Below are 18,549 nucleotides of genomic sequence, written 5' to 3' on the forward strand. Positions count from 1 at the left end.
TCGCTGTCCCCATAGTTCACAGCCCTGGTTCTCACTTCTCCTCATCCCAGGAATACCCACCATGTTCATGCGTATTTCTCTGACGCTGGCCGTTCTTGTCGCGATCACCGCTCAGGCTTTCGCCGAAACCACCGCCGCCGATGTCGAAGGTTTTTTGATTGAAGGAAAACTGGCTGAAGGCAAAGCGGCGATGCAGGCTCGGGTGGAGGAGAAACCCAAAGATGCCGAGGCGCAGTATGCCGTGGGGATCTTCTCGGTGCTGATCGCGGCGGAGAACTTGTCGCAGAACTTGTACCGCTACGGGCTGCGGCCGGACGCCCCGCGTGCTCCCTTCGTGCGGATGCCGGTGCCGAAGAATCCCGATCCGGAAGAGCTGACCTACGAGAAGTGGCGAGCCGTACTTCAGCAGTTCATCGATGATCTGGCGGTCGCTGAGGCCGAACTGGCCAAGGTGGACGATCCCGAGGTTAAGCTGAAGCTGCCGGTCGGCATGGTGCGGATGGACCTCAACGGGGATGGCAAGGCGGAAGACGGCGAAACGTTCTGGAAAGTCTTCACGTCGGTTGCCTGGCGGGCTGCCAAGCTGGACGAAGACCAGAAGCGATTTGAAATTGGCTTCGACAAAGCCGATGTCCACTGGATGATCGGTTATACCCACCTGCTGCGTGCGATGGCGGAAGCGTACCTGGCCTACGATACGAGCGAGTTCTTCACGAACACGGCGTCCATCTTTTTCTCAGGCGTCGAGTCACCGCTGGCCCAGCTGCGAACCGCACGGCAGAACGATTTCATGGATCAGATCGCCGATGCGGTGCTGACGATCCATCTGATGAAATTTGAACTGGTCGAGCCGGATCGGATGGAAGTGTCGCGGCAACATCTGTTGACGATGATCTCGCAAAGCCGCTTGGTGTGGGAGTACTGCACCCAGGAAACGGATGACGATCGCGAGTGGATCCCGAATGCCAAGCAGACGAGCCTGACGCCCCTGACGGTCAACGAGGAACGGATCGCTGGCTGGGCCCAGTTCCTGAATGAGGCCGAAGAGGTGCTGGAAGGGAAAAAGCTGATTCCGCACTGGCGCGTCAATGACGGTCGTGGAATTAACCTGCGCAGCGTATTTACGGAGCCGACCCAATTCGATTTGATCGGCTGGGCGCATGGGGTCTCGGCGCTACCGTACCTGGAAGAAGGAGAAGTCGTCTCGCAGGAGACCGGCAGAACCCTTTCCAGAACGTTCCAAGGACGGTTCTTGGTATTTGCGGTTTGGTTCCAATAACGCGAGCCTGCTTAAACGACTAACCAAGCATTCGATCTAAGGCCATCAGTGCGATCCGCCAGGGGGCCTGGCGGGTCTCTTGGGTCTGCCACCACTGTCCAACAATTTCTGCGAGGGCTTCGTGTCCGGCATGGGCGACCTGCCATAGCTTGAATGCGTCGGCCAGGGTTACCGTTGCTGGTCTTACCAGTTCGACCTCTTCGGCTGCGTACAAGATGCCTGGCAAGGTAGCCAGCCGCGCGATCATGCCGATGCGGTCGGGATCGATCTCTTCGCTGTACTTGGGCAGATCGAGGTTCAACTGCGAAATCAGCCAGCCCAGTCGCGCGACCTCGGGGAGTTGTGGATTCGGGTCGTAGAGCATCCCTTCCAGGCGAACACTGTTGTAGGCCAGGTGCGCTGTCCCGCGGCCGCCACTGATCGGTAGCACCAGGATCACGTCGGCCGTTTCCGGTAAGAACTCTTCCGGCAGGACTCGTTGCAGAAAGTGAAGCAGGCCAGGGCCGCGGGCCTCCCAAGCTTCTCGCAAAGGACGACGACGCAGAGAGAGTTCTTCTGCCGCTTTGGGAACGGCCGCGGCATAAGCGTTGGCGAGGTCCGATAGGGCACCACCAATGGACGTTGCGTAGCCCGATTCGCTGGCCTCCAGGCCGAGTGTTTTACGAAGGACCGCTTTGGCCAGCTCGACTCTTCCATCCAGCTGCGCGGAAAGGGGTAAAGCGTGTCTCCAGAACAGTTTGGGAGCGACTTGGGCCGTTTTAAGTTCACTTACCAGACGCCGGGCAGCTGGAGCTACGGTATTCACAATATCTTCAGAAACGCCTGAGGGAGGGTTTCCGGCGAGAATCTGGGCGGCATGCAAGCAACTGGTCCAGGTATTTTCTTGCCAGCGAAGTTCCAGATTCATCCGTAGGTTCCTTCCGTAGGGGCGGGTTCATGTTCTAAAATCATCTCTTTCGTCGCGGACGATTGCAACCGACAGGGAGAAACGTTTCTTCCAAGGTAGTCGCCACGCGCCCCAAAACTGTTCTGCACGCCCCAGGAGAGTGGAACTCATGCTGAAAGAGAATGGCAACCGGTGGACCGCCGCCGATTCTACCGATCTGTACGAAGTTGACCGGTGGGGAAAAGGCTATTTCAGCGTCAGTGACGAAGGGCACCTGTTGGTCCACCCGTCGAAGACTCCTGAGAGCGGGATTGACCTGAAGACCGTGGTCGACCGTCTCGAGGCCCGTGGCATCGACCTGCCGATCCTGCTGCGCTTTAGCGAGATCCTGCAGAACCGGTTGCAGGATATCAACAACGCATTTACGAATGCCATCTCTGACTACGACTACCAAAACAAGTATTCGTGCATCTACCCGATCAAAGTAAACCAGCAGCGGCACGTGGTGGAGGAAGTCCTGGACTATGGCCGACCGTATGGCTTCGGACTGGAAGCCGGTAGCAAGCCAGAGCTATTGGCCGTGATTGCGATGACGGATGAAAACACGCCGATCATCTGCAACGGATTCAAGGACGAAGAGTACATCGAGATCGCCATGTACGGCCAGAAGCTAGGCCGGACGATCATCCCCGTGGTCGAGAAGTACACCGAGCTTGGGCTCATTCTGAAGACGGCCGAAGAGATCGGCGTTCGTCCGAAAATTGGTTTCCGTGTGAAGCTTGCCTCCCGCGGAAAGGGACGTTGGTCGGCCAGTGGCGGCTATCACAGTAAGTTCGGCCTGACCGTGACGGAAGTCCTGCGGGCCTTGGACGAACTCAAATCGCGCGGTATGGAAGACTGCTTCAACCTGTTGCACTATCACCAGGGAAGCCAGGTGAGCAACATCCGCTACGTGAAAGCGGCGTTGATCGAAGCGGCTCGCATTTATGTCGACCTGGTCAAGCGAGGCGCCGGCCTGAAGTATCTGGATGTCGGTGGTGGTTTGGGTGTCGACTACGACGGTTCACAAACCGACTTCCATTCCAGTATGAATTACACGTTGGACGAATATGCTCGCGACGTGGTCTCGCACGTTCAGTCGATCTGCAATGAAGCTGGGGTTCCCCATCCGCACTTGTTGTCGGAAAGCGGGCGCGCGGTCGTGGCGTTTCACAGTGTGTTGGTCTTTGGCACGCTTGGTGTTGCCGAGCAAGGTCTGGGCGAACTGAAGCAGGAATTCGACGAAAATACGCCGGCACCATTGCGCGACTTGAAAGAAGCGTATGCCTCGGTCGGTCCACGGACTGTCCTGGAAAGCTTCCATGATGCTCAGATGGCACTCGATATGGCCTTGTCGATGTTCGGCAACGGCAACCTCAGCTTAGAGCAACGTAGCGAAGCCGAAACGTTGTACTGGAATCTCTGCTTCAAGATTCGTGGGCTCATCAGCGAACTGGATCACGTGCCGGAGGAATTCGAAGGCCTCGATCGGATGCTGTGCGATACCTACTTCTGCAACTTCTCGCTGTTTCAGTCATTGCCAGATAACTGGGCGATTAACCAGTTGTTCCCCATCATGCCGATTCACCGTCTGGACGAAGAGCCACAGCGGCATGCCGTGATCGGTGATATTACCTGCGACAGTGACGGCAAGATCGACCAGTTCATCGATCGTCGTCATGTGAAGCGAACCCTGCAACTGCATCGCTACGACGGTAAGCCCTACTATATGGGTGCCTTCCTCGTCGGAGCCTATCAGGAAGTGCTGGGCGACCTGCATAACTTATTCGGCGATACGAATGCGGTGCACGTCGAACTGGACGACCAGGGCCAGCCTTCCTTCACGCATATCATCAAGGGTGATACGGTACAGGAAGTGTTGCATTACATGCAGTTCAACGAAGAAGAGTTGACCCGCCAGATGCAGCGCAGCGTCGAGCAATCGATCAAACGCGGGGCCATCGAGGCCAAGGAAGCAGGCACGATCATGAAGTTCTATGAATCGGGCCTGCGTGGTTACACCTACTTGGAGTAAGCGGCTACGGCGCTTTCAGTTTGCGTAGCGTATAGTGGGCTTCCTTCGGCCACAGCTTGCCTTGATCTCCGGCGATTTCGTCGTCTAGGAAGATCTCGTAGACGAAACCTTCCCGAAGGGGAGCTTCCAGCGTGATGGTCGCTTCCAGCCGGTCTTGGGAAAGGTCGACTTTCAGGACGCTTTCCAGCCGACGCTGTTGGTCGTCGCCGCCGTAGGCCGGAGTCGAAACGCGGGTATACGATGCCACCGTGTAGTTGGTTGGCAAACCGCCGCGTGTGGCATCGACCTGGTCGGTGAAGCGAACTTTGAAGCCCGCCGGCGTCGCCGTTACTTCGTCGATGCCAAGCGGCAGGTGAACCGACTTGGGACGCAGTTTCGTGAACGAGCCAATGTTGTTCCCACCACCCCAGCCGGCGTCACGAATGTTGCCGATATAGACATCCCCGTCTGGAGCGACCGCGCAACTGATTGGACCAAGGAGTCCTTTTTCGACATCTTGCGGAGGATCGACTGTCATCGGATAGACGGCACCCTGCATGATGCCATCAACCTCTTCCAGGCTTATGCGAACCAAGCGGCGGGTATCGTATTCACAGCCAATCAGGTCTCCTTCCCAGGGGCCGTATAGGTCGTAGCCCAGCCGTTCGCGTTCCTTCTTGGGGGTCTCGAGGAAGCAGATACCGTTCACGCTACGTGTCCAAGGATGCGGAATGGCGATCGATGGAGGTGTCTCTGGCGGAGAGAATCCCGGCTTGCGATCGATGGCGTTGATAAAGCCATAGCGTTGGCCCGGCACGATGTGGTTCAATTCGTTGAACGGATTGAAGTTCCCTTGGTTGTCCGTCACATACAGCTCGCCGCGGTTGTTACGAGCGATGCCCATCGGGAAGCGATGGCCAGCCGTAAGCTCCTCGATTCGGAATGATTGCTCGACTGGATCGAGCGTGTCAGGAATTAACTTGAGCACAGTCCCACGCAACGCGGCCGCTTCCGCCGTGCGTTTGTCTTGCTGGCAAGGGATGGCCAGGTAATAGTTGCCTTCTTCATCGCGTGGCAAGCCGACGACCCAGTCGTGATAGTCGTCGGTATGTCCCCAGCCGTGAGACAGGTTGGTTACCTTCTCGACCACCCCGTCTCCGTCCTGATCCCACAAACGAAGCAGGGCGTACTTGTTGACCACATCGACGTACTTGTCGTACGCCCTGATACCGTAAGGGGCTGCGTATTCGTCACCGAACTGCGAGTAGGTATCTTCCAGGCCATCGCCGTCGGTGTCGATCAATTTCCACAATCGGCCTTTGAGTGAACCGGCAATCAGGGCCCCATCCGGCTGCCAATCCATGGCGATGGGCATCATTTCGGTCGTGATGGGCAGACGTGTCGCAGACCATCCCGGGACGATGTCGAGGGACACAGCGTTTGACTTACGAACGGGAACAGGAGGCTGCTCGGCAAGCGTTTCGCCAGGCAGGTCGAGCCGCACCGTCATGTCAATCGTGCGGTTCTCGCCAGGTCGCAGCCAAACGGTCGCGTCGTCGCCATAAAAGATGTTGGGTTGCTTTTTGATATCGAAGGAGATGTTGCCCGCTTCGAAACGCTGGGCCGGTTGGTCATCGATCGAGTTGCGGTCGCGGAGGAGGGCACCTGCGAGTGTTTCCTGCGGAAGATGAAGGACGATGCTTCCTCCTTCGGGAACATTTTGGAACTGCATCGTGCGATGGAAGCCATTGATCGGCTTTCCGTCTTCGGTCCAGATTGGCTGCCACGTTTCCACAACTTCGATGGCGTATTCGTCCGAGCCGTGTACAAAATGCAGCGTATGGGACCAGATCAACTTGTCTTCTTCGTAGCGAAGTTCATTGAATCGGGTGATGAATTGACCGTCGCGAGCTGGTTCAGGCGGGGTATCTTTCTTATCGACCAACAGGCGAATTTCAGGCTGTTGCCGGACATCAGTGAGGAGGCCTCGGGCACCGATCTCCCAGTGCCAGGTCTTGCCTTCGCTGCGCTGACGAGCGACATCACCGACCCACCACTGCAGTAACTTCCCACTCTCCAGGTCATAAAGCACGTTGTTGCGATTGGGCAGACCAACCAGCAGCGGTTTGACCAGGACATCCTTGTCGCTCAGCTTAATCACGTCGGTCAGTACGATCGGACGCGAGGTTTCGCTGCGTGTACCATTAAACCGGACGATACGGACAGGGTCTGGTTTGGGTGGGGTAAAGTCAGGCGTGTTGAGCACCTTCCAGACGGCGGCGAGCTGGGTATCGACGTTGTTATCGAGAACGCCTTGGACAGGCAATTTGACGCTGGGCATTTCCATGCGGGGAACGATTCGAGCCGGATCGTGAACCCAGCGATAGAACCACGGTTCGCGAATGCGCTTGCCCAGCATCGACAGGTCAGGTCCCTTGGCATTCAGGGGTGCCTTGGGCGGGATCATCTTGCCCACCTGATGGCAACTGGTACAGCCGAAACCGTCGGTCGTCACCAGACGTGACCCTGCGACGGTGGCCGCCAGGCCTTCCAGTTCAGGGATTTCGAGCGAGGCCGGCGCGTTATCCGGAATACGATCCTGCGTTACGAAATAGTTGACTAGAGCTTGCTGTTCTTCGGCCGAGAGCTGGAACTTGGGCATCTGGACTTTGAGCCAAGGTCGATGGTTTCCTTCGCTGCGCCGAATAGCTGCCAGGAGGGCTTCGTCATGCAGTTTGTCGCCAATGCTGTTGAGCGAAGGAGGCACCATCGCGGGAAGTTGTGATGCCAGGTTCGCATGCGCATCAGTAACTTCCTTTGCGGTCTTATTTAGCCCCAAATTCGTTCCACGAGGATGACAAGCGAAGCAGTTGTTTTTCGTAAGAACCCAGGCCGCGTCAGGCGTATCGGACTTGGCGTGTTTGGCCCGAGATACTTCCCGAATATACGTTGCGATGGCTTCCTGGTCTTCTTTGGGCAGCCGATAACCAGGTTGTCCTTTTTGGGGATTGGGTTGATCCATGCAACCGGCCTGCCACAAGTTGCCGGGGGCAAGTGCTACCTGAAGTGTGTGGCTGGCTTGTTTGGAATCGCCTGGAAGCGTGTGGCACGTGTTACAGCGGTTGGCGGCAACGACCTCGCGCCCTCGCTGTACCAGCAGATCGTTGAATCCTCGTACGGGTGTCTTCGCAATCGACCTGTCTTTGGTAAGCGTTACCAGGAAGGCCGTGATGTCGTCGCGCTGCTTATCATTCAGGTCGTACACCGGCATGCGATGATCCGGATTTAGCTTGGCCGGATCCTTAAGCCAGGTGGCAAAGAACTCCTTGGGGCGTTTCACCGCGATGTCGGTCAGATTAGGGCCACCCATGACATCGGCGCGACCTAGTTCTCCGACCTTGTGGCATGCGGTGCATCCCAGGCTAAGTACCAGGTTCTGGCCACTGGCAGCCGAGCCCTTTACCGGCAAGTCCTTTGCTTTGCCGCGCGGCTGAGATTCCGACATCAGGTACTCGGCAACCGCTTTGACATCGTCGTCGGAAAGATCGAAGTGGGGCATCCTGCGCAGCGTATCGGTTTCTTTTTCGTCGCTACTCAGCCAGGTTCGCAGCCAACTCTCGGAAAGATTCCCATCCAGCTTCGCCAGCGAAGGAGCTTTCACCGCAGGCGGTTGTTGTTGAACGTCGTGGCATGACGTGCAGCGGTAACCGGCGATCAGTTCGCGACCACGATTAAACGGCTGCTCGATTGTCTTGTCGATGTCGTGGTAGAAATACTCCGCGGAGATTGGTTCCAGCGGAAAGTCAGGGCCGGCCCAGAACAAACGCAGCTGGGCATCAGGTTGTGTCTTGGCGAAATCGATTTGAAGTGGATGCCAGTCGAACTTCATGGCCAGTGGCTTGCCGGCGACCCACTGGGGCGTTTTCGTATTGGCCTCGAGAACGATCTGTCCTTCCAGTTGAATCCGGACCTTGCCGCAGACATAGGCGTAGAGCGTGTAGTTGCCTGAGGTGCGACTCAAAAGCAGTCCGTCCCAGCGTGCGCTGAACTTGCCATCGCTGACGCGGATGTCCGGCGCTCCGCGCTGCCAGTTGAACGAGATCGTGGGATCGATACGAACGCAATTCGAGCCATCGCTTCCCTGGATTGTGGTGATCAGGCCAGAGCGAAAGTCTTCTTCAAATTGAGCTAGCAGTGGACCGGAGATGCCAAATGAAAGCAGCAGGGCGAAAGTGAACGCAAAAGCAAAGTGACGCATTCGCTGAATCCTGAGGAGGTCGGAGGCAGAGGGCAGGCGGATTGACTTGATCGTATGATTTCAGGGGAAAAGTCCCATGAATCCCTAGATATAACGTGGAATCATGGGCGAATCAATGAGGTTTGGAGGTAGTCGCCTAAATGCTGAAGGCGACAAGATCGGATGCGATCCACCTATCTAAACTAACCCACATGGTGGAGTAAGTCGAACCATAAGTTATGTATCTCTAACCGTTTGAGCCGCCAGATGCTTTTCGATTCGGGGGAACTTCGTGGCGTTTCGGGCCAGCACTGATATTGCCCCATTCACGGCAAAACTCCTACACTGCCCCTGCTAGTCAGTCGGATCGAACTGGGGGACAGGGAATATGGAAAAAGTTCACGTCAACGCATTGATTATTGGTGGCGGAGCCACTGGGCTTTGGCTGCTTGATCAATTGCGGCACGAGGGGCGTTCGGCGCTATTGGTCGAATCGAAATCGCTGGGTACGGGACAAACCATTGCTGCCCAAGGGATCTTGCACAGTGGCTTGAAGTATTCGCTTCAGGGACTGCTGACGGCTTCGGCACGGGAAGCTCGCGAGATGCCTGCGATCTGGCGAAAATGTCTCGAGGGCAATTCACTGCCTAACTTATCGCAGACAGATATCCGCTCGCAGTCCTTTTATCTGTGGGGGACTAATTCAGCATCGTCTAAGCTGGGGATGTGGGGCGCTCGTTTGGGGCTTCAAGTAACTCCCCAAGCAGTCAGCCCACACAACGCCCCTGCCCTGCTCAAGGGATGCTCTGGATCAATTTTCAGTGTTGCCGAGCAGGTCATCTCGTGTGAGTCTCTGCTGGCAAATCTGGCTGAAACCAATCAGAAACAGATCGTTCAGGTCGCAGAGGATCAGGGAACGGAAATTCGTCTGGGGTCCGATGGCCGAGTCCAATCGATTGTGCTGAACTCGCCAGACGGTCAGCAGGTCGAAGTTATTGCCGACTGGAATGTCTTCTCGGCTGGTAAAGGGAATGCTCCGCTGCGTGCTGCGGCAGGCCTTGATTCACGAAAACAACAAACGCGACCGCTACACATGGTGATGGTGCGCGGCGGACTGCCAGAGTTCTACGGACACTGCGTCGACGGTGCGACGACTCGCGTCTCGATTACTTCCGCCAAGCGTAGCGATGGTGAAGTCGTATGGCAGGTTGGTGGTAAGATTGCCGAGGATGGCGTCAGCATTGATCGCGACGACTTGATTGCTCTGGCGCGGACAGAACTACTCGAAACGATGCCTCGTCTTTCACTGGAAGACGCATCCTGGGCAACGTATCGCGTCGATCGTGCCGAAGGAATCACGATGACGGGAGGACGTCCCGACTCGTTCCGCATTGAAAAAGAGGGCAATGTCCTCACAGCTTGGCCAACGAAGCTAGTGCTGGTTCCGCAATTGATCCGAGGATTATCCAATACCGTCGGTTCAGTACCGGCTCGGGATACCGAAGAGCTCGATAAACTGGCGTCATGGGCTCGTCCGGCGGTGGCAAAAGCCCCGTGGGATCGCGAGCAAGCCTGGACCTCTCTGACCCTTTCCCAGTCGACAGCAGCAGCCTAGCAACGAAATGCTCAAACGCCCCCTCGGAAACACTGGCTTCCAACTAGGCCCAATCGGATTTGGTGCCTTTAAGATCGGCCGCAACGCGAAGATCAAGTATCCTCGCCCCTACGACCTTCCCAGCGATGAGGAAGTTGCCAATCTCCTGGATGGGTTGATCGACCTGGGGATCGAGCACTTCGATACGGCTCCCGCATACGGCATTAGCGAACAGCGAGTTGGCAATTGGCTTAGCGGGCGCGATGCGCCGGTTGTCGTTTCGACCAAAGTGGGCGAGTTGTTCGAGGATGGCGAGTCGCGATACGTCTTTGACGAAGCATCAGTCCGGGCCAGCGTGGCCAACAGCTTACGGCTCTTGCGGCGTGATGTGCTTGACATAGTGCTGATTCACACGCCGCATGATGACGTGGCGGTGCTGAAAGAGACGCCGGTTGTCCAGACGCTTCAATCCTTGAAAGAGGCGGGAGACATTCGAGCGATTGGACTCTCAGGCAAAACGCCCCAAGCGGCGACGATGGCATTGGACTGGGCCGACCTGCTGATGGTCGAGTTCAGTGCGGAAGACGCCGCGCATGCCGCGGTCATCGAGGAGGCCGCTCGTCGCGAGATTGGTGTCTTGGTGAAGAAGGGCCTTGCCTCGGGGCATCTGCCTGCCGACCAGGCCATTCCTTTCGTTCTCAATCAAACCGGCGTGACGAGCCTTGTTGTGGGTGGACTCAACCTGAAGCATATGGCTGATAATCTGCGGATCGCTGAGGCCGCATTGTCACAAGAGTCGCTGTAGCGAGCTTATTCGCTACGCGAGACGCAGCGAAAACCGGTAAAGTTAGTGCTTGTCTCAGGCGTCAGTTTTCCGCGATACCAGACGGCTGCTTCGCTTACGCCTGTCTGGTCGGAACTGAGCCAGCTTCCGCCGCGGGTGACACGCATCTCGCCCTGGTTGGGGCCGGTCGGATCGGTTTCGCCGATCAGGTCATAGCTGTCTTCGGCGTAATAGCTGGAAGTCCATTCGGCCACATTCCCAGCCAGGTCAAAAAGATTGTGCTGGGATGCCGGAAAAGTGGCCACCGGTGCGATACCGTGATGCTCGTCCAGGGCTTTATCATGCAGGGGAAATTCACCTTGCCAGAGGTTTCCCAGTTGATGGGCTTCCTGCTTCGTACCGCGCGGCCAGGGAAAGTCTCCACTTAGTGACTGCCCGCGAGCAGCAGCTTCCCACTGGAACTCGGTAGGCAAGCTCTTGCCAGCCCACTTGGCGTAGGCATTCGCGTCGTACCAGGAGACATGAATGACCGGGAAGGTCTCTTTGCCCAGAATTGACGAATCGGGGCCATCAGGATGTTGCCAGTTTGCTCCTTCCTGGCGAACAAACTGGCGGGAACGTTTGTCAAAGCAAAGACTATATCCCTTGCGGTTCGCGTCAGTTTGGTAGCCGGTTGCCTGAACGAACTTGGCAAACATCGCGTTGGTGACTTCGGTGGGATCGATGTGAAACGGCATTAACTGGATGCGTCGTGCCGGTCGCGCATCACGTGGACCCGTATCACAGCCAATCAGGTACGTGCCGCTTGGGATCAAGATCGGCTCGGATGAGGGAGTTTTTTCGGTACTGGAATCGATCGATAGCGAAGGAGGCGTCGAATCGGCGTTCCGTCCGAAGGTGAAGTAGATACCGACGCCTGAGAGCAGGCAGATCACGCCTAACGCTAAGAGGGTTTTCGAGTTGTTTCGCTCAGCAGGCATCCGTGCTCCCAGCGGTGCGATCGAAGTGGTGTCAGCTTAGTTTTTGCCGCATCCTACGGCTGTAGGCTTCCAGTTTCTTGCGCTCGGCTTCGTTAAGCGATTCCATTCCGGATTGATTCACCTTTTCCAGAATACGTTCGGCCTCTTCGTCCGAGTCGTTGTAGGGATCGAAATCTTCTTCCTCGGTATGAATCCGTAGTTTCGGTCGAGACCGTAATGACCACTTCGGCAGTGCCAACTTGCTGGGGATGAATTGCCCCAGTTGAATACCACTGAAGAAATAGGCAAGCCCGAAGCCAATCCCGGCCAGATGCGCCGAGTACGCGACACTTTCGTCTTGCCCGAAAATATTGGACAGCAAGATTAGCACGCCAACCACCCACGCTGGGACCGGAATGAGGAAGCCCAGGTAAACCGTCATCTTCGGATACAGACAGATAAAGAGGGCCATGATCGTCGAGATCGCCCCGGAGGCACCCACCATGCGAAGTGCTTCGCCGTTGGCCATTAGCGGAATCTTGCCGCCAAAGGCCGCCAACGTCCCTGCGTTCCAAATAATTCCGCACAGGACGATGCTGATGACGTAGATCTTCAGGAATTCGGCTTTGCCGTAGCGAGCTTCGACGAATCGACCAAACATCCAGAGGACAAACATGTTCGACAGGATATGCCAGATCGTCTTGGTATCGTGGAGGAAGCCGTAGGTCAGATACTGAAACCAGAGCAGCGGTCGGTAGAGCGTATCAACGTGAGCCCCGAAGTATTGTCCCAGGTCAAGCTGAAGCAGCCAATCGACTAGGAAAACGCCCACGTTGATGTAGACCAGCAGCATCGTGGCGGACTGACCTCCCATCGAGAAGGACATTTGTCCGTCGTTTTCGCGGTAATATTCCCGATCGTAGAGACCCATTTCCCAACCAAAACAAGGTTTCGAGGTAACGCACACGCACGGTAATGGCCATGCATCCATCAAACTATCTTAGGTGCGCCAATGAGAAAAGTGCAGTGCGGCTTCTTGTGGATGGATTTAGCCAGAAGCTGCAAAGTCCTACAGACTGATAGCTTAACGCGATTTCGGGGCATGCACGAAACGGCCCAAACACGTCAATCGTAGGACTCGACAGCAGTGGAGCAATGAGAAACTGGCGAATTTAGAAGGCCAGCGTCAGCGAATCAGGATCTGCCTTGTCGAGTTCTTCCTGGCCCAGCTTTCGCAAAACGGCGTCGCTGGCACGCTGAAGTTCTTCGACCAGCGTCTGATTCGTGCGATACAGGCGGCTATTCACCTTCAGGGTTTCGGTCAGGAAGTTGAGCAGCTTTTGCTTGTACTCAGCGATCTGTTCCTGCTCGTAGACGACCTTATCTTTGTCGGCCTGGAGCTTGGACTTTTCCTGTTCGCGGTAGGCGATGACGTCTTTGGCGATGCCTTCGGCTTCGGTCAACATCTTGATGTCTTCGTTCAGCGTATAGGCCATGTCCCGCATGTCTTCGACCTGAGCCTTATACGCATGGAACTGGAAGGCAAAGTCATTCAGAGGTCGGATGTAGACCTTCTCATCGACAGTAACGATCCCTTGATCGACAAGCGACTTGCCTGGATCACGCGAGGTCGACAGAACGACCTGGTCACCCTTGCTGAACTTGGTTGGCTCACCTTGCTTCAGGAACGCTGCCGCGGCTAGGCCAGAGGCAGGCTCAAATTCCTGGGTAACGCCAGCGGTATTTGCCTGGGCGTCGACCGGCACTTCGTAATCTTGCTGGAACGTGACTTTGCTCATCACAGCAATTTCCGGGGCGTCGGCTCCGGCGGTCTCGCCATTGCGCTGAATGCTCGTCAGCACCTCGTCCTGCATCGGCTGCGGCAGACCCATCCGCGAGCACGCACCGCGAATAAGCGAGGCCAATTCGGCATCGTCCATATTGTCAAAGACTTCATGATCGTCGACAGGCATCTTGTCATAAAGCATCCACTGGTTCGGCAGATTCAGCGTTTGTTGCTGAGCTCGATCCAGTTTGGTCGTCGATTCGACGGTCAGGTTTTGGTCTTGGATCGTACGAACGACGAATTCACCAATGAAGTAAGCCGGAACGGTTAGCGTCGGATCTTCTGGATGACTCATCTGGCCGAACGCATACACGATGTCGTCCGGAGCCAAAGATCGTTGCGTGGACGCAGGGGCTGGAGCCGGGGCGGCACCGCCGGCTGGGTTCGTCGCCGCTGGCGCTTGGACCGGAGGAAGTGTCAGACCAACTTGGTTGTTATTAATAGCGCCACGGGCAACGTTTCGCCACAGACGTCCACGGTCATACATGATTCGCTTGAGTTCCGCTTTGGCGCCAACCAGGCTGTCGGTGGGATCATCGACCGATTCCAGGCGACCTGATTGCGGATTGACGGTCCGACCTGATTCCAAGAGTTCGACTTGGGAAACGGCTTGGCTGAGTTCTTTATCTTTCTGTTCGGCCAACTTCTTCCAGCTTGACTCGGTTCGCAGCACGGCGGCGGCCAAAACCAAATAAGCGAATGCTGCCCCGAAGGTTAGGAACAGGCCCAACACATGCAGAACATTCCAGTTAGCCGCGTTCAGGTACGAGAAGATCCCGAACAGCAGAACGAGCACGGCAATGACAATGTAAAAAACGGTCATGTGGGCTTAGGTTCTGGGAGTTGACGATCGTGACAGGGACAGAAAAGGCAAGGATTGGATCTGTTTTGCATGCGGGCCAGTCGTTCTTTGAACTGTCAGTCCTGACCTGTCCGCGCAAATCCATCCGTGTATTGTACTTCAGACCCGGGACTTTTCACGGAAATTGCCATGGCATTCCAGAGAAAAGACTCCGAGATCATAAATTGGGAGGTTTGGGCAGTCAAATGGTATCATTGGAGGGGGTTTGGTTATAAGCCCATTGTTAGTAATAGTTTAGCTCCTATTTGCCATGTTTGGGTGACGTTACAAGCCGCAAAATCGTTCAAGTCCGAACGGTTTTCGGTCGAAACCTTATCGATAGCGGAACATTCTTCCCCGGGATGATTCGCTACCGAATGGTTTTTCGCGTCTGCGACCTTAGCGATTTTAGCGATCGTGAGGCGTGGGCGTCCCAGCTGAACTCAGGGAAGTTTCCCATGGTAAACTCGGAGCGAACATCGCCACATGTGGCGGTGGAATTGATTCGTATGGCCATTGAAATGGCGTCGTGCGAGAAAACCATGCGGGCTGCGATCGCGGAAGTGGTCTCGCCGTTTTCTCTCTCCGAAAATGCCTTTTTCATCCTGGTGTTGTGCCAGCAAAACTTGGATCGGCCACTGCCGCAGTCCAAGTTGGCCAAGACAGTGGGACTTTCTCCGGCTCAGCTGAGCAACCTGGTCGAACAGCTTCGGCAAGAGGGTTGGATTGAAGCCAGTCGCGATGAGCGTGATCGGCGGCGTCAGTTTTGGACGCTTACCGAAGAAGGCAATCGACGGCTCGAAGACATCCTTCCTCGGTTTCACGATGCCTGGCAATTCGATCAGCTTCCCGTCGATCCGCGAACGCTGCTGGAAGGCTTTCGGCAATTGGTCGCTTTGCTTGGTGATTCCCTGAATACCCAAGCGTTGGCAACGTCGGTTTCCCCTGTCAAATCCCACGCCGCATAGGGAGATGGGTCAGCATGCGAATCAATCCTCACCGAAATCCATCCAACCTACGGACATCGCCAGTTCCCTCGTGCTGGGTCGCCATGGCGCTGTTGATGAGTGCCCTGTTTGTCGTTGGTTGCCATTCGCCGGGCTTCTACCGAGTTCAGGCGGATGACGACGCGTACCATCTTGTCTCCGAGAAGAACAACGATCCTCGGTGGCATCTTGATCGGATCTCGATCGATCCGAATCCGCAGTCGCGCATGTTTGATCCCTTCAGCCCCGATTGTCCTCCGATGCCGTTGGACGACCCGGCGTCCAATCAATTCATGCATGTGGTTGATCATAAGCCGGCCTACTGGGGCTGGGAGAATGAAGGCGTAACCGACGAAGTCGCCAATCCGAACTGGATGGCCTACCTTCCGTTGAACGAAGGAGGGGAACTGGTTTTAAACGTCGATCGTGCCGTCGAACTGGCACGACTCAATTCGCCCACCTACCAGCGAGAGCTCGAAGACCTTTACTTGTCGGCACTTGATGTCAGCTTTGAGCGTTTTCGATTCGATGCCCAGTTTTTCGGCGGTTATGAAGTCTTCTACACAGCCGACGGCCCAGAACGCGGCGGCGGTGACTCGTCGAGTTTGCTCGAAGCGAATACCCGCAGCATTCAGATGGAAAAGCTTTTCGCGACCGGCGGCCAGTTGGTGGTTGGTTTCGCAAACAGCATGATGTGGGAGTTCTCGGGACCCAACACCGATTCGGTCAACAGTTTGATTGACTTCTCGCTTGTTCAGCCGCTGCTGCGTGGCGGTGGCCGCAAGGTGGTGCTCGAGAACCTTACTCAGCAGGAACGAAACCTGCTTGCCGCCGTTCGCGACATGGAACGATTCAACCAGTCGTTTTATCTCGATATCGTTGCCGGACGTGGACTCACAGCCGGGCCACGCATTGGTGGAGGGCTTCCATCCACAGGTCCCAACGGATCCTTTGGTGTTGGCGGCTACTACGGATTGCTGCAACGGCAACAGACGATTCGCAACCAGGAAAGCAACATTGCTTCGCTACGAAGCAGCCTGGCTCAGCTTGAAGCACTGTTCGAGGCGGGCCGAATCGACTCGTTCCAGGTGGAACTTACCCGACAATCGCTGTTTCAGACGCAAAGCTCGTTGTTGTCCAACAAAACACAGCTGGCCAATTCGCTCGATCAGTTCAAGATCGACATGGGGCTGCCGCCTGAGCTGAATGTCGAGCTAGAGCGAGATCCTTTCTTTGACCAATTCAACCTGATTGATCCTGCGTTTACTCCGGTAACCAATAAGCTGAACGATATTCAGATCACCGTGGGTAACTCGATTTTGGAAGTGTTGCCGGATCCGGAAAAGATCGATCCGAACGTACCTTTTGAGCCTGAGCTGGTATGGGACGACGAAGTCGAAGCACGACTGAAGGCGGTACAAACGCTGACCCAGCAGTTGAAGGTGATTCTGCAACTGGTTCAGGAAGACTTCTTCCCATTGGTCGAACAAGATGTTTCGCGTCTGGAAGAAGCGCTGCCAACTCGTATCGAGGATCTGAAAGAGATTACCGAGAAGTTGGCGGGTTACAGCGAGAATGTCCAGGACGAAACGGTATCAGGGGGCGTACTTAGTACACGCCGTCTGGAGGAATTGCCTCCGCAGCTTCGTGCCGTGCTGGACGATCTGAAAGTTCGATTTGCCCAACACACAACGATCCTGGACGAAATCAATGCGAACGTGGGCAAGTTGATCGAAAGCGGCCCAGCCATGCAGCCCAAGCAGTTGTACGGTGAGGCGAAGATCGCCGTGTTTGATCCTGTACCGGATGAAATCACGACGCTTATCTCGGACGTGTTGGGATTGTCGCTGGTTCAAGCTCGTGCCCGAGCCGAAACAGTGTCGCTGGTGCCGGTCGATATCGATTCGGATACGGCACTCGATGTGGCACGGGTTTATCGTCTCGACTGGATGAATGCCCAAGCGGCCTACGTCGACTCGTGGCGAAACATTCAAGTTGTCGCGAACGATTTGATGAGCGATCTCGACATTGTCTTTACCGGCGAAATCGGCAACCTTGGAGATAACCCAGTCAAGTTCAACAGCGACAATGGTCGCCTAAGGGCCGGCCTTGAGTGGGACGCGCCACTTACACGACTGGTGGAACGCAACAACTACCGGGAAGCTCAGATTCAGTATCAACGAACCCGACGTGCCTATTACCAATACCGCGACTTCATCAGCCAGGGGCTACGCGATACCATTCGAACGCTTGACTTGAATCGCATCAACTTCGAGTTGCGACGTGCAGCTGTTCAAGTGGCGATCTCGCAGGTTGAACGAACGCAGTTGCGTTTGCAGGAACCTGCCAAGCCCAACCAGAACAATCAGCAGTTCGACTCGAGTACGGCTCGTGACTTGTTGAACGCGTTAGACAGTCTTCTCTCGGCACAGAACGACTTCCTTTCCGTGGGCGTGAACTACGAAGTTCTGCGGCGTGGTCTTGATGTCGATATGGGAACGATCCAGCTCGATGAGCGAGGTGTCTGGGTTGATCCAGGCCCGGTCGACGGAACCTACTGGGAAGCGAAACTGCAGGAGATGCAGTTTGAACACGAGATTCCAGAACTATCGGAGGCCTCCGATCTTTCCTCGGGTGTCCCGGAAGAGATCCAGTCGTCAGGTTCGTTACAACTGGAAGTCGACGGAGCCGAACCCATCGAGCTGCCTCCTCCGGTAGGAGAGCTCGAGCCAACGAGGGTCGAAGCGATCGATCTACGATTAGAGCCCCCCAAATAGGCATCAAGCAGACGGAATTCCTCAGGCTGATTGCCTGTGTTTTCAAAGTTACCCGAAGTGTCATCTCTGCGCGGGATTGCGTAAATCGCTGTTATGGCACGGTTTACTTATCTGCCTGATAGCCGTTTTAACAATCTTTTTGGAATTCGCAGAATCTTCCGCGACTTCTCGGGGTTTCATCCGGGTGAAGTACTTCGGGAGTCGATCTATACCATATGAGCGGTGAATCGCACTCCGGTTTTTCGGTAACTACCTTCTGACCAATGGGTTAGGAGGTACAGATATTGAGAATTGGAGCGGTTTTTGA

11 protein-coding genes are annotated in these 18,549 nt (G+C 55.7%); 6 read left to right on the forward strand and 5 right to left on the reverse strand.

What is annotated here, in order from left to right; all coding sequences use genetic code 11:
• Positions 1 to 61: 61 nt before the first annotated feature.
• Positions 62 to 1,279: a hypothetical protein gene (locus PSR63_RS14865; protein WP_274326461.1), complete on the forward strand. Its 1,218-nt coding sequence runs from the start codon at positions 62 to 64 to the stop codon at positions 1,277 to 1,279.
• 19 nt (positions 1,280 to 1,298) lie between these two features.
• On the opposite strand, the gene PSR63_RS14870 is transcribed toward PSR63_RS14865, so the two are convergent.
• Positions 1,299 to 2,186 (reverse strand): hypothetical protein, encoded by an 888-nt coding sequence (locus PSR63_RS14870; RefSeq protein WP_274326462.1) that lies wholly within the window; start codon positions 2,184 to 2,186, stop codon positions 1,299 to 1,301.
• A 148-nt stretch (positions 2,187 to 2,334) separates the two neighbouring features.
• Here PSR63_RS14870 and speA point away from each other — a divergent pair, with 148 nt between their 5' ends.
• A complete protein-coding gene (gene speA / locus PSR63_RS14875; RefSeq protein WP_274326463.1) occupies positions 2,335 to 4,239 on the forward strand; it encodes a biosynthetic arginine decarboxylase in 1,905 nt (634 codons plus the stop codon).
• Positions 4,240 to 4,243: 4 nt separating this feature from the next.
• Here the strand turns inward: speA and PSR63_RS14880 are convergent, their stop codons facing one another.
• Positions 4,244 to 8,476, reverse strand: a complete 4,233-nt coding sequence (locus PSR63_RS14880) for a c-type cytochrome (RefSeq protein ID WP_274326464.1) — start codon at positions 8,474 to 8,476, stop codon at positions 4,244 to 4,246.
• Positions 8,477 to 8,843: 367 nt separating this feature from the next.
• On the opposite strand from PSR63_RS14880, the gene PSR63_RS14885 reads away from it, so the two are divergent.
• Together PSR63_RS14885 and PSR63_RS14890 are read left to right on the forward strand one after the other, a co-directional pair.
• Complete coding sequence (locus tag PSR63_RS14885; RefSeq protein ID WP_274326465.1) at positions 8,844 to 10,070, forward strand: FAD-dependent oxidoreductase; 1,227 nt, start codon at positions 8,844 to 8,846, stop codon at positions 10,068 to 10,070.
• A gap of 7 nt (positions 10,071 to 10,077) precedes the next feature.
• A complete protein-coding gene (locus PSR63_RS14890) occupies positions 10,078 to 10,854 on the forward strand; it encodes an aldo/keto reductase (protein ID WP_274326466.1) in 777 nt (258 codons plus the stop codon).
• 5 nt (positions 10,855 to 10,859) lie between these two features.
• On the opposite strand, the gene PSR63_RS14895 is transcribed toward PSR63_RS14890, so the two are convergent.
• The 3 genes from PSR63_RS14895 to PSR63_RS14905 form a co-directional block, all read right to left on the reverse strand.
• Positions 10,860 to 11,813, reverse strand: a complete 954-nt coding sequence (locus PSR63_RS14895; protein ID WP_274326467.1) for a formylglycine-generating enzyme family protein — start codon at positions 11,811 to 11,813, stop codon at positions 10,860 to 10,862.
• Positions 11,814 to 11,844: 31 nt separating this feature from the next.
• Positions 11,845 to 12,678, reverse strand: a complete 834-nt coding sequence (locus PSR63_RS14900; protein WP_274326468.1) for a rhomboid family intramembrane serine protease — start codon at positions 12,676 to 12,678, stop codon at positions 11,845 to 11,847.
• Between the two features lie 286 nt (positions 12,679 to 12,964).
• A complete protein-coding gene (locus tag PSR63_RS14905) occupies positions 12,965 to 14,461 on the reverse strand; it encodes a hypothetical protein (protein ID WP_274326469.1) in 1,497 nt (498 codons plus the stop codon).
• Positions 14,462 to 14,937: 476 nt separating this feature from the next.
• Here PSR63_RS14905 and PSR63_RS14910 point away from each other — a divergent pair, with 476 nt between their 5' ends.
• Positions 14,938 to 15,447 (forward strand): MarR family transcriptional regulator, encoded by a 510-nt coding sequence (locus tag PSR63_RS14910; RefSeq protein ID WP_274326470.1) that lies wholly within the window; start codon positions 14,938 to 14,940, stop codon positions 15,445 to 15,447.
• Between the two features lie 14 nt (positions 15,448 to 15,461).
• A complete protein-coding gene (locus PSR63_RS14915; protein WP_274326471.1) occupies positions 15,462 to 18,242 on the forward strand; it encodes a TolC family protein in 2,781 nt (926 codons plus the stop codon).
• Positions 18,243 to 18,549 lie beyond the last annotated feature (307 nt).

Source organism: Bremerella sp. P1 (assembly GCF_028748185.1).
Taxonomy (GTDB): Bacteria; Planctomycetota; Planctomycetia; order Pirellulales; family Pirellulaceae; genus Bremerella.